This is a genomic window from Bacillus sp. FSL K6-1560 (assembly GCF_038592935.1).
Lineage (GTDB): Bacteria > Bacillota > Bacilli > Bacillales > Bacillaceae > Bacillus > Bacillus subtilis.
This window is the reverse complement of the sequence record NZ_CP151946.1, coordinates 590,328-611,434: the sequence shown is the minus strand read 5'-3', so window position 1 is coordinate 611,434 and position 21,107 is coordinate 590,328. Positions and strand designations below refer to the sequence as shown.

At 43.9% G+C, this 21,107-nt stretch carries 18 protein-coding genes and 1 tRNA gene; 3 read left to right on the top strand and 16 right to left on the bottom strand.

All coding sequences use genetic code 11. From position 1 onward, the window contains the following. Window positions 1–19: 19 nt before the first annotated feature. Both NYE22_RS03245 and NYE22_RS03240 read right to left on the bottom strand, forming a co-directional pair. On the bottom strand, window positions 20–532 hold the full coding sequence (locus NYE22_RS03245; RefSeq protein ID WP_072175092.1) for a DUF3231 family protein: 513 nt from the start codon (window positions 530–532) through the stop codon (window positions 20–22). Window positions 533–687: 155 nt separating this feature from the next. After that, window positions 688–763: transfer RNA gene (locus NYE22_RS03240), tRNA-Arg, on the bottom strand. A 270-nt stretch (window positions 764–1,033) separates the two neighbouring features. Between NYE22_RS03240 and clpP the strand changes: the two genes are divergently transcribed. Continuing rightward, window positions 1,034–1,627 (top strand): ATP-dependent Clp endopeptidase proteolytic subunit ClpP, encoded by a 594-nt coding sequence (gene clpP, locus NYE22_RS03235; protein ID WP_003228214.1) that lies wholly within the window; start codon window positions 1,034–1,036, stop codon window positions 1,625–1,627. 44 nt (window positions 1,628–1,671) lie between these two features. Here clpP and pgmB read toward each other — a convergent pair whose 3' ends face one another. The 10 genes from pgmB to NYE22_RS03185 form a co-directional block, all read right to left on the bottom strand. Further along, entirely contained in the window at window positions 1,672–2,346 is a 675-nt protein-coding gene (pgmB, locus tag NYE22_RS03230; protein WP_072175093.1) for a beta-phosphoglucomutase, read from the bottom strand. Beyond that, window positions 2,343–4,028 carry an oligo-1,6-glucosidase gene (malL, locus tag NYE22_RS03225; RefSeq protein ID WP_342412288.1) on the bottom strand — a complete coding sequence of 562 codons (1,686 nt, stop codon included), beginning with the start codon at window positions 4,026–4,028 and terminating at the stop codon, window positions 2,343–2,345. Before malL ends, pgmB begins: the two co-directional genes overlap by 4 nt. Beyond that, window positions 4,021–6,294 carry a maltose phosphorylase gene (gene mdxK, locus NYE22_RS03220; RefSeq protein ID WP_342412763.1) on the bottom strand — a complete coding sequence of 758 codons (2,274 nt, stop codon included), beginning with the start codon at window positions 6,292–6,294 and terminating at the stop codon, window positions 4,021–4,023. The genes malL and mdxK overlap by 8 nt, the downstream gene beginning before the upstream one ends. After that, on the bottom strand, window positions 6,272–7,156 hold the full coding sequence (locus tag NYE22_RS03215; RefSeq protein ID WP_101501489.1) for a DUF1189 domain-containing protein: 885 nt from the start codon (window positions 7,154–7,156) through the stop codon (window positions 6,272–6,274). Before NYE22_RS03215 ends, mdxK begins: the two co-directional genes overlap by 23 nt. A 5-nt stretch (window positions 7,157–7,161) precedes the next feature. Next, window positions 7,162–7,998, bottom strand: coding sequence for a maltodextrin ABC transporter permease MdxG (mdxG, locus tag NYE22_RS03210; protein ID WP_038429693.1), 837 nt, complete (start codon window positions 7,996–7,998; stop codon window positions 7,162–7,164). Continuing rightward, complete coding sequence (gene mdxF / locus NYE22_RS03205; protein ID WP_124072690.1) at window positions 7,999–9,306, bottom strand: maltodextrin ABC transporter permease MdxF; 1,308 nt, start codon at window positions 9,304–9,306, stop codon at window positions 7,999–8,001. It abuts the gene before it with no gap. Window positions 9,307–9,345: 39 nt separating this feature from the next. Further along, on the bottom strand, window positions 9,346–10,599 hold the full coding sequence (gene mdxE, locus NYE22_RS03200; RefSeq protein ID WP_003243721.1) for a maltodextrin ABC transporter substrate-binding protein MdxE: 1,254 nt from the start codon (window positions 10,597–10,599) through the stop codon (window positions 9,346–9,348). A 95-nt stretch (window positions 10,600–10,694) separates the two neighbouring features. Further along, window positions 10,695–12,464, bottom strand: coding sequence for a maltogenic alpha-amylase (mdxD, locus tag NYE22_RS03195; RefSeq protein ID WP_342412287.1), 1,770 nt, complete (start codon window positions 12,462–12,464; stop codon window positions 10,695–10,697). 112 nt (window positions 12,465–12,576) lie between these two features. After that, window positions 12,577–13,527, bottom strand: a complete 951-nt coding sequence (locus tag NYE22_RS03190) for a LacI family DNA-binding transcriptional regulator (protein ID WP_049140405.1) — start codon at window positions 13,525–13,527, stop codon at window positions 12,577–12,579. A 191-nt stretch (window positions 13,528–13,718) separates the two neighbouring features. Further along, window positions 13,719–14,294 carry a TIGR00730 family Rossman fold protein gene (locus tag NYE22_RS03185; RefSeq protein ID WP_003228180.1) on the bottom strand — a complete coding sequence of 192 codons (576 nt, stop codon included), beginning with the start codon at window positions 14,292–14,294 and terminating at the stop codon, window positions 13,719–13,721. Between the two features lie 116 nt (window positions 14,295–14,410). Here NYE22_RS03185 and NYE22_RS03180 point away from each other — a divergent pair, with 116 nt between their 5' ends. Further along, window positions 14,411–14,731 carry a MazG-like family protein gene (locus NYE22_RS03180; protein WP_003242570.1) on the top strand — a complete coding sequence of 107 codons (321 nt, stop codon included), beginning with the start codon at window positions 14,411–14,413 and terminating at the stop codon, window positions 14,729–14,731. Window positions 14,732–14,757: 26 nt separating this feature from the next. Here the strand turns inward: NYE22_RS03180 and NYE22_RS03175 are convergent, their stop codons facing one another. Both NYE22_RS03175 and NYE22_RS03170 read right to left on the bottom strand, forming a co-directional pair. Further along, a complete protein-coding gene (locus NYE22_RS03175; protein WP_003228175.1) occupies window positions 14,758–16,350 on the bottom strand; it encodes a SulP family inorganic anion transporter in 1,593 nt (530 codons plus the stop codon). Window positions 16,351–16,368: 18 nt separating this feature from the next. Next, a complete protein-coding gene (locus tag NYE22_RS03170; protein WP_003228173.1) occupies window positions 16,369–16,962 on the bottom strand; it encodes a carbonic anhydrase in 594 nt (197 codons plus the stop codon). A 383-nt stretch (window positions 16,963–17,345) separates the two neighbouring features. On the opposite strand from NYE22_RS03170, the gene NYE22_RS03165 reads away from it, so the two are divergent. Beyond that, on the top strand, window positions 17,346–18,323 hold the full coding sequence (locus tag NYE22_RS03165; RefSeq protein WP_342412286.1) for a D-glycerate dehydrogenase: 978 nt from the start codon (window positions 17,346–17,348) through the stop codon (window positions 18,321–18,323). Between the two features lie 36 nt (window positions 18,324–18,359). Here NYE22_RS03165 and psdB read toward each other — a convergent pair whose 3' ends face one another. Both psdB and psdA read right to left on the bottom strand, forming a co-directional pair. Further along, window positions 18,360–20,300, bottom strand: a complete 1,941-nt coding sequence (psdB, locus tag NYE22_RS03160; protein ID WP_342412285.1) for a lantibiotic ABC transporter permease PsdB — start codon at window positions 20,298–20,300, stop codon at window positions 18,360–18,362. Next, window positions 20,275–21,054 (bottom strand): lantibiotic ABC transporter ATP-binding protein PsdA, encoded by a 780-nt coding sequence (gene psdA, locus NYE22_RS03155; protein ID WP_003228167.1) that lies wholly within the window; start codon window positions 21,052–21,054, stop codon window positions 20,275–20,277. The genes psdB and psdA overlap by 26 nt, the downstream gene beginning before the upstream one ends. Window positions 21,055–21,107 lie beyond the last annotated feature (53 nt).

Genomic DNA, 21,107 nt, shown 5'->3' with positions numbered 1-21,107 from the left:
GCTGTATATGCCTTTGCCATTAAGCTTCGTGATGTTTTTGAAGATGAAGCGGCGGCGGGATGAGCCAGCCTTTGTTTTTTAGCAGCCTTAAGTATTTTGCGCCGGTTGCCGCTTTCGACATATGAAATTGCCCAAACATCATGGCAATATCCTCACGAATCGATTGCCCCATCATTTTGCTGCATGTCACAAGACCTGCAGCATTTTGTGCTGCCGCGGAGGCCGCCACATCCGGATCGAGAAACCGTGCGCCAGGCGGAATATCGTTAATATCTGCTGTCGGCGGTTCAGGAGAAGCCGGCGGCAGCGCCACCCCGTTTTCTTTCAGGATCGTGCTGACCTGCTTGATTTCATCTTGGCATTTCTCAATAGACTCACGAAGCAGCTTCTTCAGGTCGTCATCACCGACATGATTCAATAGCATTTGGTAATTGCCGACCATTTTATTGCCCGCCATCACATAACTCCATAAGCCGAATACCTCACCATAATGCATCGGTTCATCCTGCGGATTTCCGCTTAAAATACCCATGTTCATCCTCCTCGCAAATTCAATATCGCACACATTCCATAACGTGCCCGAGAGAAGGAAAATTTATGTTTCAGCGTGAGAGATTTATGAAACAAAACAAAAAAGACAAGAGCGGCAAATCGCCAAACCCTTGTCTTTCCTGTTGTTCTATTGGACGCGCTCGGAGGGATTCGAACCCCCGACAGACGTGGTACCGGAAACCACCGCTCTATCCAACTGAGCTACGAGCGCAGAATGACTGCGTTATGAGAACGTCAGCACAACTAATTATACGATAATTCCATTCAAATAACAACCCTCTATTTGTGAGAGGCCGTTTTTTAAATAGACAAAGCATCTTAATTGGCAATCTGACATACGATGGTTTGAACCCCTGTATTTTTGGGGAAAATGGGAAAAAGAGACGACTTTGCATATTAGGCCAGCTTTTTGTTTGACCTTTATTGACCAAAAATGTATCATGTAACTACATACTTACCTAAAAGGTGAAGGAGGAGCATTATGAATTTAATACCTACAGTCATTGAACAAACGAACCGCGGAGAAAGAGCGTATGACATTTATTCTCGTCTATTAAAGGATCGTATCATCATGCTTGGATCTGCGATTGATGACAACGTTGCGAACTCCATCGTGTCACAGCTTTTATTCTTAGCAGCAGAAGACCCTGAAAAAGAAATTTCTCTTTACATCAACAGCCCGGGCGGCTCTATTACAGCCGGTATGGCGATCTATGATACCATGCAGTTTATTAAGCCGAAGGTATCTACAATTTGTATCGGTATGGCTGCGTCAATGGGCGCGTTCCTGCTTGCAGCCGGCGAAAAAGGCAAACGCTATGCGCTTCCAAACAGTGAAGTCATGATTCACCAGCCTCTTGGCGGTGCGCAAGGTCAAGCGACAGAAATTGAAATTGCTGCGAAACGCATTCTCTTGCTTCGCGACAAATTAAACAAAGTCCTAGCTGAACGTACTGGCCAGCCGCTTGAAGTGATCGAACGTGACACAGACCGTGATAACTTCAAGTCTGCTGAAGAAGCGCTTGAATACGGCCTGATTGACAAAATTTTGACTCACACAGAAGACAAAAAGTAATAACACAACCTGCAAGAGCTGCGTCTCTTGCAGGTTTTTTTCATTTAAACACTTTTGATTCTAAACTGCTCCCATTCCTCGTGTAACAGCTCAAGTGTTAGATCATTCGTCTGCCTCACAACCAGATCAGCACCAAGCATCGGCTGTCCTTGACCGACACCAACCGCAAACATCCCTGCAGATTTGATTGCAGAAATGCCTGCTTCTGCGTCTTCTATTGCCGCGCAATCAGCAGGGGAAACATCGAGCATCGCTGCAGCTGTTAAAAAGATGTCAGGATCAGGCTTCCCCTTCGCAAGAGTCGTCGGATCAACAATGGCATCAAAATCATCGATAATTGCCAAACGTCTTAAAATCTTAGGAGCATTGCGACTTGAAGATGCTAACCCGATTTTTATATTTTCGTTTTTCAATTGACATAGGAGCCTGCCAATCCCCGGTAAAAGATCTTCCGGCGTCAATTTGCTGATCAACGTTTGATAATCGTGATTTTTCCGATGCATTAGTTCTTGTTTCTCCGCATTTGTATACTTTGTTTCCGCACCGCCAGAGATCAATATGCTTTCAAGTGACTCTTCTCTGCTGATTCCTTTTAGCCTTTCATTCATGTCTCTGTCAAAGGGGATATTGATTTGTTCTGCGATGTGCTTCCAAGCGAGAAAATGATATTCAGCAGTATCTGTTATCACTCCGTCTAAATCAAAAATGACCGCTTTCATATACTAATGCCCATCACAGCTTCATAAGGTTTGAGGCTAATACTCTTTAAGTCAGCCCGCTCCTGCGGATAGTTTGAAATCAGCACTTTCCAACGCTCATGAATCAGTTCTGGAGGCGCTTCGAACAGAGCCTTTTCTTCCGATAAATTCACAACGACAAGAAGCTTTTCCCCTTGATATTCTCGAAGGTAAGAAAAGACCTGCGGATCATTCTCCTGCAACAGCTGATAATCGCCATATATCATAATCTTATATTGCTTTCGTAATTGAATGAGCTTCTGATAGTAAAAGAAAATCGAATCTTGATCTTTCAAGGACTCTTTCACATTGATATCTTGATAGCGGGAATTTACCGGTATCCACGGGTCTCCGGTTGTGAATCCCGCATGTTTTCCGGCATCCCACTGCATAGGTGTTCTCGCATGATCCCTTCCTTTTATCATCACGGCTTTGACAAACTCTTTTTCTGACATCGTTTTGTTTTCGACGACTAGTTCACGATATGCATTCTTTATTTCAAGATCATCATACATCTCCAGCGGCATATCGCTGTTGACCATGCCGATTTCTTCTCCCTGGTAAATAAACGGCGTTCCTTTCATGCCGTGCAAAACCGTTGCAAATGCCTTCGCACATTCCTTACGCAGTTTCCTGTCATTGCCCCAGCGGGAAATAACCCTCGGCTGATCATGGTTCTCAAAATAAAGGGTATTCCAGCCGACATTCATTAACCCGGTCTGCCACCTTGTCATCGTCTTTTTTAAAGCAATCAAATCAAACGGCTTGATCTGCCATTTCCCATTTGGCGAGTTTTGTTCTGTATCAATATCCATATGTTCAAATGTAAAGATCATATTCAGCTCTTGCCTGCTTGCATCTGTGTACTTTTTCGCCTCTTCAATATCAGAGCCGTTTGCCTCTCCGACTGTCATGCAGTCGTAATGAGAAAGCACTTCCCTGTTCATCTCTTGAATAAACTCATGAAGACGTGGGCCGTTAGAGTGATAACGGCCGACAATATAGCTGCGGCTGTGATCCGTTTCGTAGTCCGGAAAATCGGTGTATTTAGAAATAGAGCCAATCACATCCATCCGCCAGCCGTCAACGCCTCTATCCATCCAGAATCTCATTACATCATAAACTTCCCGGCGAACGGCTTCGTTTTCCCAATTTAAATCAGGCTGTTTTTTCGAAAAGTAGTGCAAATAATACTGCCCTGTTCCTTCATCGTATGTCCACGCTGAACCTGAAAAGATCGATCCCCAATTATTCGGCTCTGAGCCGTCCGGTTTAGGATCTTTCCAAAAATAATAATTCCGGTAAGGATTGTCCTTCGACTTGCGGCTTTCAGCAAACCAAGCATGCTCATCTGATGTGTGGTTCACGACCAAATCCATGACGATTTTCATTCCGCGTTTATGGACTTCATCAATCAGCTGAAACATATCTTCATTTGTCCCAAACTTTTCATACATGTTTTTGTAATCACTGATATCATATCCGTTGTCATCCTGCGGGGAATCAAATACCGGGGAGAGCCAGATGACATCCGCCCCGAGATTTTTGATGTAATCCAGCTTTTGAATCACACCTTGCAAATCCCCGAATCCATCTCCATTGGCATCATAAAAACTGCGCGGGTAAATTTGATAAACGACAGCTTCTTTCCACCATTCACTCATTAGGCGTTCTCCTTTCACATCGTCCCTGTAGGACAACTGGTTCCTCATAAACGTTCATGTGCAGCGGCTCGCCTTTTACAAGCTCAAAAATAACGCGCTTTTCGTCAACCGTCACATTGATTAATCGATTTCGATAATTGATGTTGAATGAATATTCGTCCCATTCTTTCGGCAAAAACGGAGCAAATGACAGCGTCTCATTCGCGGTGCGCATGCCTGCAAAGCCATGAACGATTGCCAGCCAGCTACCCGTCATTGAAGTAATATGCAAGCCTTCTTCCGTATCATGATTGTAATTATCAAGATCAAGCCTTGCTGTGCGCTTATATAATTCGAGCGCTTTCTTTTCCAGCTTGAGTTCGGCTGCGAGAATCGCATGGACAGAGGGCGATAGGCTTGATTCATGAACAGTCATCGGCTCATAAAATTCAAAGTTTCGCCGTTTTTCTTCCATTGTAAAACGGTCATTAAAAAGATAAATGCCTTGGAGAACATCTGCCTGCTTAATAAAATTGGAGCGGAGAATCTTGTCCCATGACCATTTCTGATAAAGAGGCCGCTCCGCTGGATCTAATTCATCAACTGCTTGCAGATCTTTGTCCAAGAACGTGTCATGCTGAACGAAAATTTGCAGTTCTTCATTATACGGATAGTACATGTGCTGGATGATTTCTCTCCAGACTTTCAATTCTTCTTCCTGTACATCCAGAAGGCGGCGTTTCTCCGCTGAGATACTTTCGAGACTTTGTAGAGTATACTCCAACGTCCAAGCCGCAATGACATTCGTATACCAATTGTTGTTAACGTTGTTTTCGTATTCATTCGGCCCTGTGACGCCATGGATCATATACTTATTTTTTCGTTTCGAGAAGTGAACACGGTCGGCCCAAAATCTGCTGACTGCCACAAGTACGTCTATCCCGTATTCTTCCATATAGTTACGGTCGCCTGTATAATTGATATAATTGTAGATCGCATAACAGATCGCGCCATTGCGGTGAATTTCTTCAAAGGTGATTTCCCATTCGTTGTGGCATTCATCACCTGTGAACGTCACCATCGGATAAAGTGCCCCCTTCATCCCCAATTTTGCAGCGTTTCGTTTGGCAGCCTCCAACTGATGATAGCGATACAAAAGCAGGTTTTTCGTCACCTCCGGCTCGGCTGTCGCCAAATACATCGGAACGGCGTACGCCTCAGTATCCCAATATGCGGCACCTCCATATTTCTCGCCAGTAAATCCTTTCGGCCCGATATTCAAACGGGCATCGCCCCCGTAATATGTCGAGAATAACTGAAAGATATTGTAGCGGATTCCTTGTTGAAGCTCCTCATCTCCTTTAATCTCAATGTCCGCTTTTGCCCATCTTTCCTTCCATCGATCAGTGTGCCTCCGTTTTGCATCTTCATAGCCGTTCTCTACCACATCCGCCAAAAGCTCCTTGGCTTTCGATAAAAGCTCTTCCTCACGAAAATCACGTGAAGTCGTGACAATCACAAACTTTTTCAATGATGCCTTCGTTTGATAACTGTAGCGATTCTCGACATACATTTCAGTCGTTTTAAAGCTTTCATGGACAAAACCCTCCGTCTCGTTTGCCATTGCGGCTAAAACCGTGAAGCGCGGTGTTCCAAATGGATTTTCGATTGTTTTTGCCGCTAAATGGCCGCTGTGAGAATCAGCACCTTTCGCTTCCTCCTGCCAAAACTGTTCTTCGTAGTTAGAATCTTCATTTGCCACATTTCCATCCAGGTAAGGAACAAGCGTAATGACAGCATCTCCCGTCAAGCACTCCGCTTCATAATGAATCGCACAGAGTTCTTTTACAGCAAGGCTAAGAAACCGCTCTGACCTGATTCTGACGGATTTATCTTGAATGCGGACAACAGCGCTTCGCCGCAGAATCCCCTCTTTCATATTGAGTTCTACCTCAAATGATTTGATTGGGTTTTGATGGAGATCGATTTTTTCACCGTCAACATATAAGCCTATGCCCATAAAGTTCATTGCATTGATCACTTTTCCGAAATATTCCGGATACCCGTTTTTCCACCAGCCGACTCGCGTTTTGTCGGGGAACCACACGCCTGCAATATATGTGCCTTGGTGACTGTCGCCTGAATAGCCTTCTTCAAAATTCCCTCTGACCCCCATATAGCCATTGGCAAGAGACGTCAGGCTTTCCAGCAGCCGTGTATGCTCCTTATTAAATGTATTTGTTTTGATTTTCCATTCATCAATCTCAAATAACCGCTGATTTATCATCATTTCCTCCCGAATGTAAGTTTCCATTATCACGGCGGATTTTGGTCAAATATCTAAATGCAAAAGAGATCATCAAAGTAACGCCACACGAATGGATCATCAATACAGTAATCAAATCAAAATGAACCATGCCGATAGCAGCTGCCGCAAATGCCGGCAGTGCTGATGCGCAAATCGCTATAGAGGCCGCTTCCTTGAATGATGCAATAGAGACCATGTTTGATATTTTTGTGATCCAGAGACCTCCGGCAAGAACAAACGTTAACAAAAGCTGGATCATAGAAACCACCGTATATGCCAGCATCATGATCATCGGCTTATACTGTGCCAACCACAATGTATCGATCAAGACCTCTACATCATGGACGTTTGGTTTCTCGAGCTTAACGTCCATTTTCGCATAGCCAACAGAAAACCCCGTTTCGTTTTGATCGGTGATCACCAGTTGATCAGGTTGAAATATGATGGCGTTTTCAAATCCAGTTACTTTCAATCGCCCATTTTCACCGCTTGTCTCATATTCATGCTTCATATCGACTGCCATCACATTCTGCCCATCTTCAATTCTCTCAGAGCTCTTCCCGCCTGTTAGTTTTCCGTTCCTGATTTGAAAACCCTGCAATTGATCAGCAAATTGATCATTAACCCCTTGAATCGCTGACGGCATGAAAGATGCAACGCTGAAGCGATCCATTTTCACAAACGAAACCGCTAACGGCGTCATTAAGCAGGCCGTTAAAAACATAAAGAGAAAAGAGAGCTGCAGCCAGCTGAAGGTATTCCCGTAACGGCAAACACCTGATGGGGATGCAGCCGCCTTCAGGCAGCGGATGATAAAGCTTTTATTCTCCAGATTCTTCATTTGCATTACCCCTTTGTTCCGCCGGCTGTCAAACCGGACACAAAGTTCTTTTGGAGAAAAAAGAATAGAACGCATATCGGCAGTGCGGCAAGGATGGCACCGGCTGCAAATAGAGCTACTTTTTGCTGCTGCGGATTAGAAATAAAGGATTGTAATCCTACAGCGATGGTCAGCCTTTCCGGTGAGCGAAGCAGAAATTTCGCCAGCAAATAGTCGCCAAACGGTGCCATAAACGCCCAAAGCGCTTGTACCGCGAGCATTGGCTTAACAAGCGGTAGAACAATTGAAGCGAAAATCCTCAGATGTCCCGCTCCGTCAATTCGCGCGGCTTCATCAATTTCTCTCGGCACAGTATCAAAATAACCTTTCATCAGCCACGTGTTCATCGGAATTCCGCCGCCGATATAGATCGCTGTTAAAAACCAGTATTGATCGAGTGCGCCTATTAGCATCGCCAAGACATAAAAAGCAGTCAGCGCCGCCATTGTCGGCACCATTTGAATGATTAAAAAGAATATCAGGCTCTTTTTTCTGCCTGCAAACCGATAGCGGCTGTACGAGTACCCGGCAAGTGTCACAATCGTAACCTGCAAAACCATGACCGATAGCGCGATGACAAGTGTATTGCTGTACCAATTGAGATAAAGCGTTTCGTCAAATAGCCGCTTAAAATGATCCAATGTCCAAGGACCCGAAAAATCGAGCTGAAAAGCCGCCGAATTCCCCACACGGAAGGCTGATGATGCCGTAATCAGCAACGGATATATAATGACAATACTTAAAAGCGTCAAAAAGAAATACGTACAGATTTTATTAAGCATTCTGGCAGTGCTCGCGTTCACCTACATAACCTCCTCATTGCCAAAAGCATTCGATTTTTTGAAAGCAATCAGTGAAATTCCAATGACAATGAAAGAAATTAACAGTGTCACAGCCGCCGCAACGGAATATTGGGGTGATGTGCCTGTTGTCAGTTTATAAATCCACGAAATTAAGATATCGGTCGACCCGGCCCCGGCTCCCGCACTGCCTGGCCCTCCCTCATTAAATAAATAGATGATCGAGAAATTATTGAAATTAAACGTATACTGAGTAATCATCACGGGTGCTGTGGCAAATAAAATCATCGGGAATGTAATATGCCGAAAACGCTGAATAAAAGTGGCCCCGTCAATCTTTGCCGCTTCATACAATTCACCTGGAATCGCCTGAAGCACTCCCGTTACCATGACATATATATATGGAAAGCCGAGCCACGTTTGAATCATAATGAGGGCTGTCTTTGTCCAGAAAGGATCGGTCTTCCACGCGATCGCAGGCAGCTCGACAAACGGCAGGTGATTGAATAATGGTATCACCTGTGCATTCACCGCTCCTATGCTGTCGTTAAACATGTTGGAAAAACTCATGATTGTAATAAACGCCGGAACAGCCCATGGAAATAAGAAAATCATTCGAAATATCCGCTTGCCTTTTATAAAATCCTGATTGACGAAAAGTGCCGTCACAATACCTAAAATGATTTGCAGCGTTGTTGCACAGATTGTCCAGATAACCGTCCAGCCCAGTACATTCACAAATGTTTCACGATAGGAGCCAAGGAAAAAAATATTCAAGAAATTTTCAAACCCGACCCAGTCAATCAGACGATTAGGCGGAATATGATAAAAATCATAGTTTGTTAATGCAACAAACAGAGTCACCAAAACCGGAAAGATAATCACAAACACCATCATGATATATGCCGGCAGTGTAAATAGATATGGAAACCCTTTATCGCCCGCATGACAGATCATATCCTTGGCTGTTGTATTGACTTCCAAACCCGCCGCTTTCATTGCGGCGGTCTTACGCGAATCATGAATATTAAAGATATAGAACATGAGGAAAATCATTGTCACGATCAATTGCAGCGTGCCTTCAATCAGCATAAACAGCGAGTGATCTTCACCGGGAACACTTCCCAATGTCATCAATCCGGTTAGCGCCTGTATACCGAAAACGCATAATTCAAAAGCAAACAAGCCTGTGATGGCAAGAAATAAGAGCCCCTTTGACAACTGCTGATTCGCAATCTGCCCAAGTCCTGGAATAATCGATAAAAGCCCTGCCTTTCGTTTTTGCTTTGCAAGTGTGTGATGTTTATTCATTTTTCCGCCCTCTATTCTTCCGGACGCTATCCCGCCGTTTTATTTCACATACTTTTCTTTAATATTTTCCTTTATGACGTTTACAGCATCATTCGCTGATGTTTGTGTCGATTTTTTTCCTGAAGCTGCATCAAAAATTAAACTTTCCGCTCCTGTCCATACTTCAGCCATTTCCGGAATATTTGGAGTCGGCGTTGCTGTTTCATATTGTTTAATCACAGCTGACGTCAGTTCATTCTTTTGCTCATCGGCTTTCTTCCTTGCAGCCGTGTTGGCCGGAACTTCGTTTGTATCCTCATAAAAAGCGTAAGCATTGGCATCATTTGCAGCATACTCAAGCCATTTTTCAGCCAGCTCGGGCTCTTTTGTATATTTCGAGGCAACCCAGCCCTTCCCGCCAGCAAAAGGGGCGTATTCTTCTCCATTTGGCAATGTCGGAATGGGAGCCGCTCCGTAGTTCAATTTAGCCTCTTTATAGTTGGCAGCTGACCAAGGACCGCCAATGATCGCAGCCGCTTTGCCTTCTAAAAACATCTGCTGAATAAAGTCGTCTGCGCTTGAATTGTCTTGCATTCCTTTCGGCCAATATGTCTCAAACCATTTCTCCGCATATTTCACCGCTTCTACAGCCCCTTTATTGTTCAGGCCGATGTCCCCGGAATCTGTGCCGTTTTTTCCAAACACATATCCGCCGTATCCAGCCAATAAGCCGTACGACATATAAAAGTCAGTCCATTTTGCTAAAAATCCGGTTGATTTTCCTTTTTCCGAAGCAAACGCGAATCGAGGATCTTCCGTTAACTTTTCAAGGTCTTTAAATGTTTTTGGCGCTGTTTTTAAAAGATCTTTGTTGTAATACAAAATAAGTGTCTCAATGACTAGCGGCATTCCGTACACTTTGCCGTCAACTGTCACCTGCTGCATTTCTTTATCACCAAAGCTTTTTGTGTTAGATGGCTTAATATCAAGTAAATGTCCTTGTTGTCCCAAACCGCCGATCCGGTCATATGCAGCAAGCATAACATCAGGCGCATTACCCGCCGGGCCATCAAGAGGAAGCGCTTCCAACTGTTCGAACATTTGCTTTTCAACAATTTTTACTGTGACATCATTTTCTTTTTCGAACTTTGTTTTTATGCTTTCAATGTATTCTTTATACGTTTCTTCGACAGACACAGTCAGCACCTTTTTGCCATCAGAGCTTGCTGGATTTTTTGAACTTGAGCAGGCGGCAAGGCCGATTGCCAGGAATGATGCCGCCAATATGGCGAACCCCTTTTTTAAAAGAACCATCTCTTTTCCCCCTTCTATTTACGAAACTATAACAATTGTATTGTCCTATAGAAAGCGGTTACAACAACTTTCGATTTGTTACCGATAACAGAATGTTATACTGGGGCAGCAGCACTCAAAATCAAAAATTCTCCCGGCTGAACGGCAATGACATCGTGATGCTGAAGCGGCTGCTCTGTCCATGCATCACAGATCCTCTTATTCCTTTCAATATTCAAATCTAGTAAACTGACGTGTTGAACCACATTCCCTTGATTAAAGAAATAAATCAGTATTTTTTCATCAAGAGTCCGTGAAAAGCTAATAAAATCGTTTTGGTCATCCAGCAGATTCCACTCAAGATGTCCTTCAGTCAATAAAGTGCTTTCCTGCTTGCGTAAAGCAATTAACCGTTTCATAAATTGCAGCATGTCTTGGTTTTGCTTCTCCTTTTCCCAAACCATACATTTCCGGCATAATGGATCATTTTCGCCGTCCAGCCCGATTTCCGTCCCGTAATAGATGCATGGTGAGCCTGTCTGGGCAAACATAAAGGCCAGCAACGCGCGTGCTTTCTTCTCATCATTGCGGCATCTGGTCAAAAGGCGCTTTGTATCATGGCTATCCAGTAAATTAAACATCACCTCATTGGCCTGCTTCATTCCATTCATCAAATGTGCATTGACACGGTAGGCCATACGTGAGGCTGGGATCGTCCGGTCAGCAAAATATTCAATCATAGGCTCAGTAAAAGGGTAATTCATCGCCGCATGAAATTCATCCCCTCTAAGCCAGGGTTCGGCAGAATGCCAGATCTCACCTAAAATATAAACGTCAGGCTTTTCAGTAGATACAGCCTGCCTGAATGTCTTCCAAAACACGTGATCCACTTCATTTGCGACATCCAAACGCCAGCCGTCAATGTCAAATTCGCGAATCCAGTACAAAGCAATATCAAGCAAATATTTCTGCACTTCGGGATTAGCCGTGTTTAGCTTCGGCATATCAGCTGTAAAAGCAAACCTGTCATAATTGTCGCCTGTGACGGGAAAAGAGTGAATATGGAACCAGTCTTTATAGCGGGATCGAGCTCCGTTTTTGACGACATCCTGCCATTGCGGAGACGCGCTTCCTATATGGTTAAAAACCGCATCTAACATAATTCTCATCCCCCGCTGATGAAGCTGGCTGACCAATGTACGAAAAATCTCTAGATCCCCGAAATGCGGATCAATAGAAAAGTAATCCAGCGTGTCGTATTTATGATTAGAAGGCGCGGAAAAGATCGGCGTCAGATAAATGCCGTTCACCCCTAAATCCTCTAAATAATCAAGCTTGTCAACAATCCCTTGCAAATCTCCTCCAAAAAAATCATTGACGTCCGGGTCCTTGCTCCCCCACGGCAATGCATTCTTCGGTGACAAGTCTTCTCTTCCATTTGCAAAACGCTCCGGAAAAATTTGATACCAAACCGTTGACTTGACCCATTCAGGCGCTTGAAATGTATCAGCCTCGTGAACAAACGGAAATTTAAAGTAATAATGAATCGTTTCCAGTGTTTTTTCGTTATAAGGGCATACACCCGAACTTCCGAAAAAGATGTCTTCATGATCGTCTGTTACAACAAACGCATATTGTAAACGCCTAAATGGCGGCACCACTTCAGCAAACCAATAGTCATGCATTTCTGTTGCAGCAATTTTTCTCATCGGCTGCTCGTTTGCCGACCATTTGCCGTCGTTGTACTCATAGGGATCACCCCAAATGAATCGAATGTGATCTGCATTACCTTTTTTCGTCCGAATCTTGATATGCACAGTCCGCCCATCATAAGAATAAGCATCTGTGCTGAATGGCTGGTGGTGAATCGCTGCATATTCCATCATGTTTCCCCCTTTGATTTCCGTTTTATTGAAGCCGGCTCATAGTTTGAAAGTATCATGATGAAATTGTGGGAACAATCCTTTTCACCCTGTTACCGATAACAGAATACGGCGCTTACAGCGTTGATTCTCGTACAATTAACTCTGGTTCAAAAAATAGACTTCCTTGTGCAGCACCGTCTTCATTCATTTTTTTCAGCAACATTTTCGCACAGGCTTCCCCCATTTCAACAACAGGCTGTCTGACCGTAGTCAAGCGCGGCGAGGAGATGCGATCAAGAAACACACCGTCATTTCCGGTAACCGCAACGTCTTCTGGAATTCGCTTTCCAAGGGATTGCGCCGCACGAATGACGCCGAGCGCGATTCGATCAGATGCGCAGACAAATGCGGCCTGATTGTCCATGGATTTCAGCAGTTCTCTTGCAAGGCCTTCACTTTTCTTAGAACTGTTGTCGATCCGAAACATATTCGATTTTTTAAATCTTTTATTCATCGCCCGCATATACCCCTGTTCTCTTGCACGTTCGAAAGGCTCATCTAAATCAATGCCAAAAAAGACAACTTCCCGCTCCCCCAGCCCCATAACATGGCGGGTTGCCATAAAAGTGCCTTTCTCGTTATTCACATCGATAAAGTCATAGCCCATTTCATTTTGTCCAAATACGACGAGCGGCTTCTCAAAAGCTTTTATTACACCTTCAAAATCGTTCTTTCTCAAGCCGGTGGCAATAATGCCGTCACATTGGCCAATATTAAGAGAATTTCTTGTCACAAGCTGGAGAGCATAGTGATTGCGATCCAGCTCCCTGCTGATTCCTGTCAGCAGGTTCATGTAATATGGTTCTGTCGTATCCATTTCCTCAAGTATCAATAGTTTCACAACCTGTGTTCTGTTTTGCACGAGCGCTCTCGCCGCATAATTAGGGATGTAATTCAGCTCTTTCATCGCAGAATGAACAAGCTTTTTCAATTCATCTGTCACCGTCTCAGGGTGATTGATCACTCGTGATACCGTCATTTTTGAAACATTTGCTTTTTTCGCCACATCTGACAAAGTTGCCATTTTCATCCCCTCCTTATCTGTGCTTATTATCCAAACTAGTGATAAAGTCCTCTATTACTGCTAAATATACGATGCAGGCAAAAGAGAAATAAAAAAGAGATTTCCCTTAAGGAAACCTCACTTTGTTAAAAACACTCGATATTTCATGGATCATAACTCATTCTCTCCACTTCCATGAGAAAGTCTCTTTTTTAAATTTCTGTCCACTTTTTTTCTAAAATCGGATAAGAATAATTTTGCATTTGCTCAATTAACTCATCCGGCCGTGACGAGCTGTGAATCAGTTTTAGGTGCGATTCGTTAGAAAACCCTTCTTGAATGCTGTATTTCACCATTTTCATCATTGGTTCAAAATATCCGTTTACATTGTACAGTCCGATTGGCTTTTGGTGGATGCCGATCTGTGCCCAGCACAGCACTTCAAATAATTCTTCATATGTACCGAAGCCGCCCGGCATCGAGATAAAGCCGTCCGCCAGCTCGCTCATTTTAGCCTTTCGTTCATGCATCCCGTTTACTTCAATCAGCTCAGTCAGGTTTTGATGGACAACCTCCCCGCTGAACAAACCGCTCGGCATGACCCCGATTGCAGTTCCGCCGTTTTCCATAATCGCGTCAGCAATCGTGCCCATCAAGCCTACGCGGGAGCCCCCATAGACAAGGCCGATTCCCTGCTCAGCCATATACACGCCAAGCTCTGCCGCTTTTCTTTTATACGCTTCATTTCCCCCAGGGTTTGATCCCGCAAATACACAAATGGTTTTCATCTTGTCATCTCCGCATCTATATATCGTGTTAAATATTCAAAAACACACTATATATTGTCCCATCTTCATGTGATAATATCAATATGAAATACATAAAGAATGCAGGAGTGATGGGGTTGCAACTGGCTGATGCAGAAAAATGGATGAAAGAGTTTTACGAAAAAAGAGGTTGGACAGAATACGGACCTTTTATTCGCGTCGGCTTTTTAATGGAGGAAGCCGGAGAATTGGCCCGGGCTGTCAGGGCGTATGAAATCGGCAGAGACCGGCCGGATGAGAAAGAATCGTCACGCGCTGAGCAAAAACAAGAATTGATTGAAGAAATGGGAGATGTCATCGGAAATATCGCCATTCTTGCTGATATGTATGGTGTCTCTTTAGAAGACGTCATGAAGGCCCACCAAGAAAAACTGACAAAACGATTTGAGCATGCATAAAAAAGCGGCCGCGATGGCCGCTTTTTTTAACCTGTGATTTCATCATGGTGATCAAAGAAATGCTGCTTTCCTATTTTGTGAAAAAGGCCTGTTTTATGCAGCAGCTCCTTCGGCTGCGATTGCAATCCTACAATCATCAGCTTTCCATTGTGGCGTTTAATTCGATTCATAATGTTCCCAAGCACCGCTTCAGCTGACGTATCCATATAGTGCACCTTATTCATGAGCAGAATGAGGGTTTTCGGTTTTTTCTGTACATGCTCCAGCAATGACGATTCAAGGGAATCAATTGATCCGAAAAACAGCGGCCCTTCTATGGCATACATGCTGACAGATGGATCTTCTCTCTTCGCCAGAACAGGATGCGATTCCTGATTGTGGATGCGGGTCGCTTCGCTCATTCTTCTGATAAAGAACACAAATGCAAGCAGCAATCCGGTTGCCACACCGATGATTAAGTCAAACAGAACCGTAAGGGCGAAGGTCGCCGCCAAAATAAAGGAATCAGCGTTTTTCAGTCTCAGCATGTTTGCGACTTCCTTGCGCTCACTCATATTCCATGCGACCACCATGAGAATCGGTGCCATACTGGCGAGCGGCACATGGGACGCATAAGGCGCAAATACAAGCAGGACAAGGAGAACGACTACGCCGTGAACGACGCCGGAAACTGGAGAAACCGCTCCGTTTTTTATATTGGTCGCCGTTCTCGCAATCGCTCCTGTAGCCGGGATTCCGCCAAACAGGGGCGCTGCCATATTCGCAATCCCCTGGCCGACAAGCTCCTTGTTGCTGTCATGCTTTGAGCCCTTCATGTTATCGGCGACCATTGCGGACAAAATCGACTCAAGTCCTCCAAGAAGCGCGATGACAAGCGCAGCCGGAAACAGCATAACCATTTTATCCAGAGTAAGCTCAGGAAACTGAAATTCAGGCAAATGGCGGGGGATTTCACCATAAGTTGACCCGATCGTTGCCATGCGGTCAGGGAAAAAGACAACCGCGACCACTGTGGAAATAAGAAGCGCCAACAAAGCGCCCGGCACTTTAGGCATCACCTTGGCGGATACAAGCAAAATGACGAGCCCGATCACAGCTGTCAAAATGGCATACACGTTAAAGGTGCCGAGCTGCTGCACAATTTCAAACATGTTGTGGTGAAAGTTCTCATGTTTTTCAACATTTCTCAATCCGAGAAAATTAGCGATTTGTTCCGTAAAGATCAGCACGGCAATTCCGGCTGTAAAACCGACGATAACGGGTTTAGGCACAAATTTCATTATTTTTCCGAGCTTAAACAGCCCAAACAGCACCAGCATTACCCCTGCCATAAACCCTGCGATCAGCAGATTCTCTAATCCGTACTGCATGATAATGCCGAACAGTATCGGGACAAAGGCGCCTGTCGGACCGCCAATTTGATATTTAGATCCCCCGAACAAAGAGATACAAATCCCCGCTATAACAACAGTGTACAGCCCGTATTCGGGCTCGACTCCCGAGGCAATGGCAAACGCCATTCCTAAAGGAATTGCCACGACACCTACTACGATACCTGCAATTAAGTCTTTCTGAAATTTCTGTAAATTATATCCCTTGAATCTCCCTGAGAATCGCATATTTTGTTATAACCTCCCTTATGAGTGATTGTTTATTAGCTCAGTTTCATAACCGTTAATGACCACATCAAGTTTTCCTGTTTCAGGGTGAATGACAAGCCCGTGAACCGGCACTTTTTTTGGAAGCAGCGGATGGTTCTTAATCATGTTCACACTGTGGGAAACGCTTTCTTCCACGCTGTGAAAACCGGTCAGCCACGTTTTCAAATCAAGTCCGGCGCTCGTCAGCAAATTCAGGCAGCTATCCTCCACCCCGCGTTCCTTTGCTTTCTCAAGAATCGAGGACGCATTCAGCCCTGACATTCCGCACTCATGATGGCCGACAATGCATACCTCTTCAGCCTGCAATTCATAAATCGCGACCAGTATGCTTCGCATCACGCTTCCAAATGGGTGAGAAACGATGGCTCCCGCGTTTTTTACAATTTTAGCATCACCGTTTCTAAGCCCCATTGCTTGCGGAAGAAGTTCTGTAAGCCTTGTATCCATACAGGTGACAATGACGAGCTTTTTCGAAGGAAACTTTGTCGTTTTGTACGGTTCATACTTCTTCTCTCTGACAAACCGCTGATTGTGTTCCAAAATTGATGTTAAAGAAACCATTTGATTCATCTCCCATCCATATGATTTTGCAAGCCTTCTTACCCAGCTTACAGTAAGGAATTATAGCATAGGAATAAGCCAAGAAAAGGATTTCAAAAAAAGACACTATAATTGGACTGTAGAATCAAAACATAAACATTTATATCTTTCAAAGATAATAAAATTTATATTTAATGAATCCTATAATCCGGCTGCTGCTCGCATATTGATGATTTGTCTGACAAAAAATATGGGTGAATTCTGATAATTAAAAAACTTTTTTAAGCAGATTTAGCTGTTCGATCTCCATTTTAAGTTCAAAAGAACCAGAAAATAAAAAGAACGCAGCTATATTTTTAACATCTATTTATTTCCGATATAATGAAATAGACAACAGCCATAAAGGGGGAGCCTTGTTGAAACCATTTGTATTTATCACAAAACCGATTCCTGAAGAGATTGAAGCATTCATCGGTGAACATTGCCGTTATGAAGTATGGCAGGAGGATACGCTTCCGAGTGACGTGCTATTTGAAAAATTAAAAGATGTGGAAGGGCTTTTAACGTCAGGGACTTCCGGGCCGTCAATCAATCGTGAGTTGCTGGAACACGCGCCTAAGCTCAAAGTGGTCAGCAACCAATCAGTAGGCTACGATAACTTCGATATAGAAGCAATGAAAGAAAGAGGAGTCATCGGCACTCATACACCTTATACACTGGATGACACAGTTGCAGATCTGGCTTTTTCACTGATTCTGTCTTCCGCCAGACGTGTTGCCGAACTGGACCGTTTTGTCAGAGCAGGAAAATGGGGAACCGTGGAAGAGGAAGCGCTTTTCGGAATTGATGTTCATCATCAAACGTTAGGCATTATCGGCATGGGCAGAATTGGAGAACAAGCAGCGAGACGCGCCAAATTTGGTTTTGATATGGAAGTGCTTTATCATAACCGACATCGCAAACAAGAAACAGAAGACAGCATCGGCGTTAAGTATGCAGAGCTTGATACATTGCTGGAGCAATCTGATTTTATTCTTCTCATTACGCCGCTGACTGATGAAACCTATCACATGATAGGAGAACGTGAATTTAAGTTAATGAAGGATTCAGCAATTTTCGTCAATATTTCCCGGGGAAAGACAGTCGATGAAAAAGCACTGGTTCGCGCTCTTCAGGAAGGCTGGATCAGGGGAGCCGGCTTAGATGTATACGAAAAAGAGCCTGTCACCCGAGATAATCCGCTTCTGCAGCTGGATAATGTCACGCTGCTTCCTCATATCGGTTCAGCAACAGCTAAAGTGCGCTTCAACATGTGCAAACAGGCCGCCGAAAATATGATTGCAGCCATTCAAGGACAAACACCGAAAAATCTCACAAGAGAATTTCAATAAATCAAAAATCCGGTCTGATAACAGACCGGATTTCTATTACATACGCTGAAGAACAGCACGCTTATAAATATGGCGGGTGACGATATAATAAACAGCCTGGAATACAAAATAAATGAAGATGACAATTACGGCCTCAAGAAATAAATTGGAATTCAGCATATTACTTAACGCTGCATACGCAAAGCCGGCGTGAATCGTACCTGCGATAAATGGGATGAAGAATAAAAATCCTATTTGCTTTCCAAGGATCGAGTGAATCTCTTTGTCCGTAACCCCTATCCTTTTTAACGCTAACACCTGCACTCTCGTATCTTCTATTTCCGTAAACATCCGCAAATACAGCATGCTTCCTTGCACGATAAAAAACAGCACGCTGACAAACAGACCAATAAACAGCATTAATGCAACTCCCTGCTTCACAATTTGATAACTAGGAGCACGTGTTTGAAAATCAGATGTATGTTCTTTCGGCACCATGTTTTCAAGCTTTTCAGAGACATCCACCGTCTCCTGCCAATGCTCAAGCTCATAACCTACCATTCTCATCTGTTCCTTCAGCGGCACATCCTGTGACAGACTGTCAAAGCTCTTTTCGCTGACAACCAATAAACGGCTGACTCCATCGACAGACATCAATATCCCTTTGTTTTGCTGCTTTTTCATGACGTAGGAAAGGGGTTTTCCAGACTTCATATGAAATGCTGCTGTTTCCCCTTCTCCAAATGTGTCTTTCACCATCATTTGAAAAGAAACATTAATAAATGCTTCATTTTCTTGTAAATGAATAACTGGGAACCCTTTTTCCTTTGCGACTTGATTATAGACTTTTTCTGAAATCAGCAGAGCTTCCGCTTCCATCTTCTTATTTCCATACGGCAAGTCTGACTGAAAAGTGACAGGAATCCCTGTGGCATCCACCTTATACTTGATAACAGCATGAGCTTTTTTCAATGTATTCTCAGCTGTCTCAGGCTTCATGACCTGAAAGCGGGAAGCATCCTTTTCCACCCAGGAAACAGACTGAGGAATGCTTTGCTCCTCCTGCCTTTGTAAATCGGAATAAAACATATAGATGACACCTGTAGCTGTTAATATGACCGCTGTAATGACAGAGGTTAAAAACAGCATGCGTGCATGATCCTTCAGCCTGAATATCATGTTGGAACGCACAATGATATTCGTGCCTTTGTAGAAGCTGTGTTTCTTTCGGTACAGCATGCGGAAAAACGCCACACTGCTTTGTGTAAAAAAGAAATACGTGCCAATTAACACTAAAATCAAAATTGGAAATACCCGAAACATCATGTCAATTGCATTGGCTGTTGCAGATAGATAATAACCGCTGCCAAGACATAGCAAAGACAATACAGTGAGCCATTTCGAATAAACTGGCAAACTTTTCGGCTTTTTGGCCGATTTAATCAGTTCAATAATTTCCAGCTTCCGAATCCGTCCCAGTGATAAAATGAGCAGCGTCTGAAACAGGATGAGAAAGCCGGCAATTGTCATCACAAACGCTTTCGGCACAATGGCAAACGAAATCGGCACCTTCACGCTGAGCATCCATGTCATGATCATAAAAAACAGTTTTGAAAATAACAGGCCTGCTCCAATGCCGGCCGCAATCGCCGCAAGAGAAATAAGTGACTGCTCATAATAAATCATCTTGCGAAGCTGCTGCTTTGATGTGCCAAACAGTGTCAGCAGCCCAAACTCTTTCTTTCTTGCCTGCAAAAACGCTGAATTGGAATATGTGATGAAAAATATACAAAACACAATGATGACGACAAGAGCTGCGCTCAAGCATGTTTTGACAAGGCTTCCGCCATATATATTGTCTTCATTGACATCAGGATGAAAAATAAATGATGTGAAGACAAAAAACACCGAAACGGCAAACACACAGCTTAAAAAGTAGGCCACATACCGTTGCAGATTCCCAAGAATGTTTTTACGGGCGATAGTTCTCAAATTCATGAAAATCGCCTCCCAACACACTCAAGGTATCCAATATACTTTGATAAAACACCTGCCTGTTTGTTCCCCTGTGAATCTCTGAAAAGAAACGTCCGTCTTTAATAAAAACAATTCGTTTACAGAAACTTGCTGCTGTGGCATCATGCGTAACCAACAGAATCGTCGCTTCCTTTTCCTCATTCAGCTGAGCCAGTGTGTTCATCACTTGCTTTGCCGATTTTGAGTCGAGGTTTCCTGTCGGTTCATCGGCAAGAATGAGCGCCGGATTGTGAATAATCGCTCTGGCACAGGCTGCCCGCTGCTGCTGTCCGCCCGACACCTCATATGTGCGATGATCGAGAATGTGCTTGATTTGCAGCGTATCCGCCAGTTCATCCAATCGGGCTTCCATTTCTCTCAGCTTTACCTTATCCAATGCGAGTGGCAAGAGAATATTTTCACGAATCGTCAGCGTATCAAGCAGATTAAAATCCTGAAAGACGAAGCCGAGTTCTCTTCTGCGAAACAAAGCCAGCTCTTGGTCCTTTAACGTTTTCGGCTGAATGCCGTTGATCATCATCTCGCCCTGGGTCGGCTTATCAATGGTAGCCAGCAAATTCAAAAGCGTAGTTTTTCCGCTTCCCGACGGCCCCATAATCCCGACAAATTCTCCTTTTGACACACTGAGATCAAAGGCGCTGAGCGCTTGGTATGATATTGTTCCTTTATTTGAATAGTACGTTTTCGATAGGTTCGTTGTTTGCAACACGTTCATGTTCTGCTCCTCCTTTTTCTTTATTATAAAAAGGAAGTCAGCATCCTCCCATC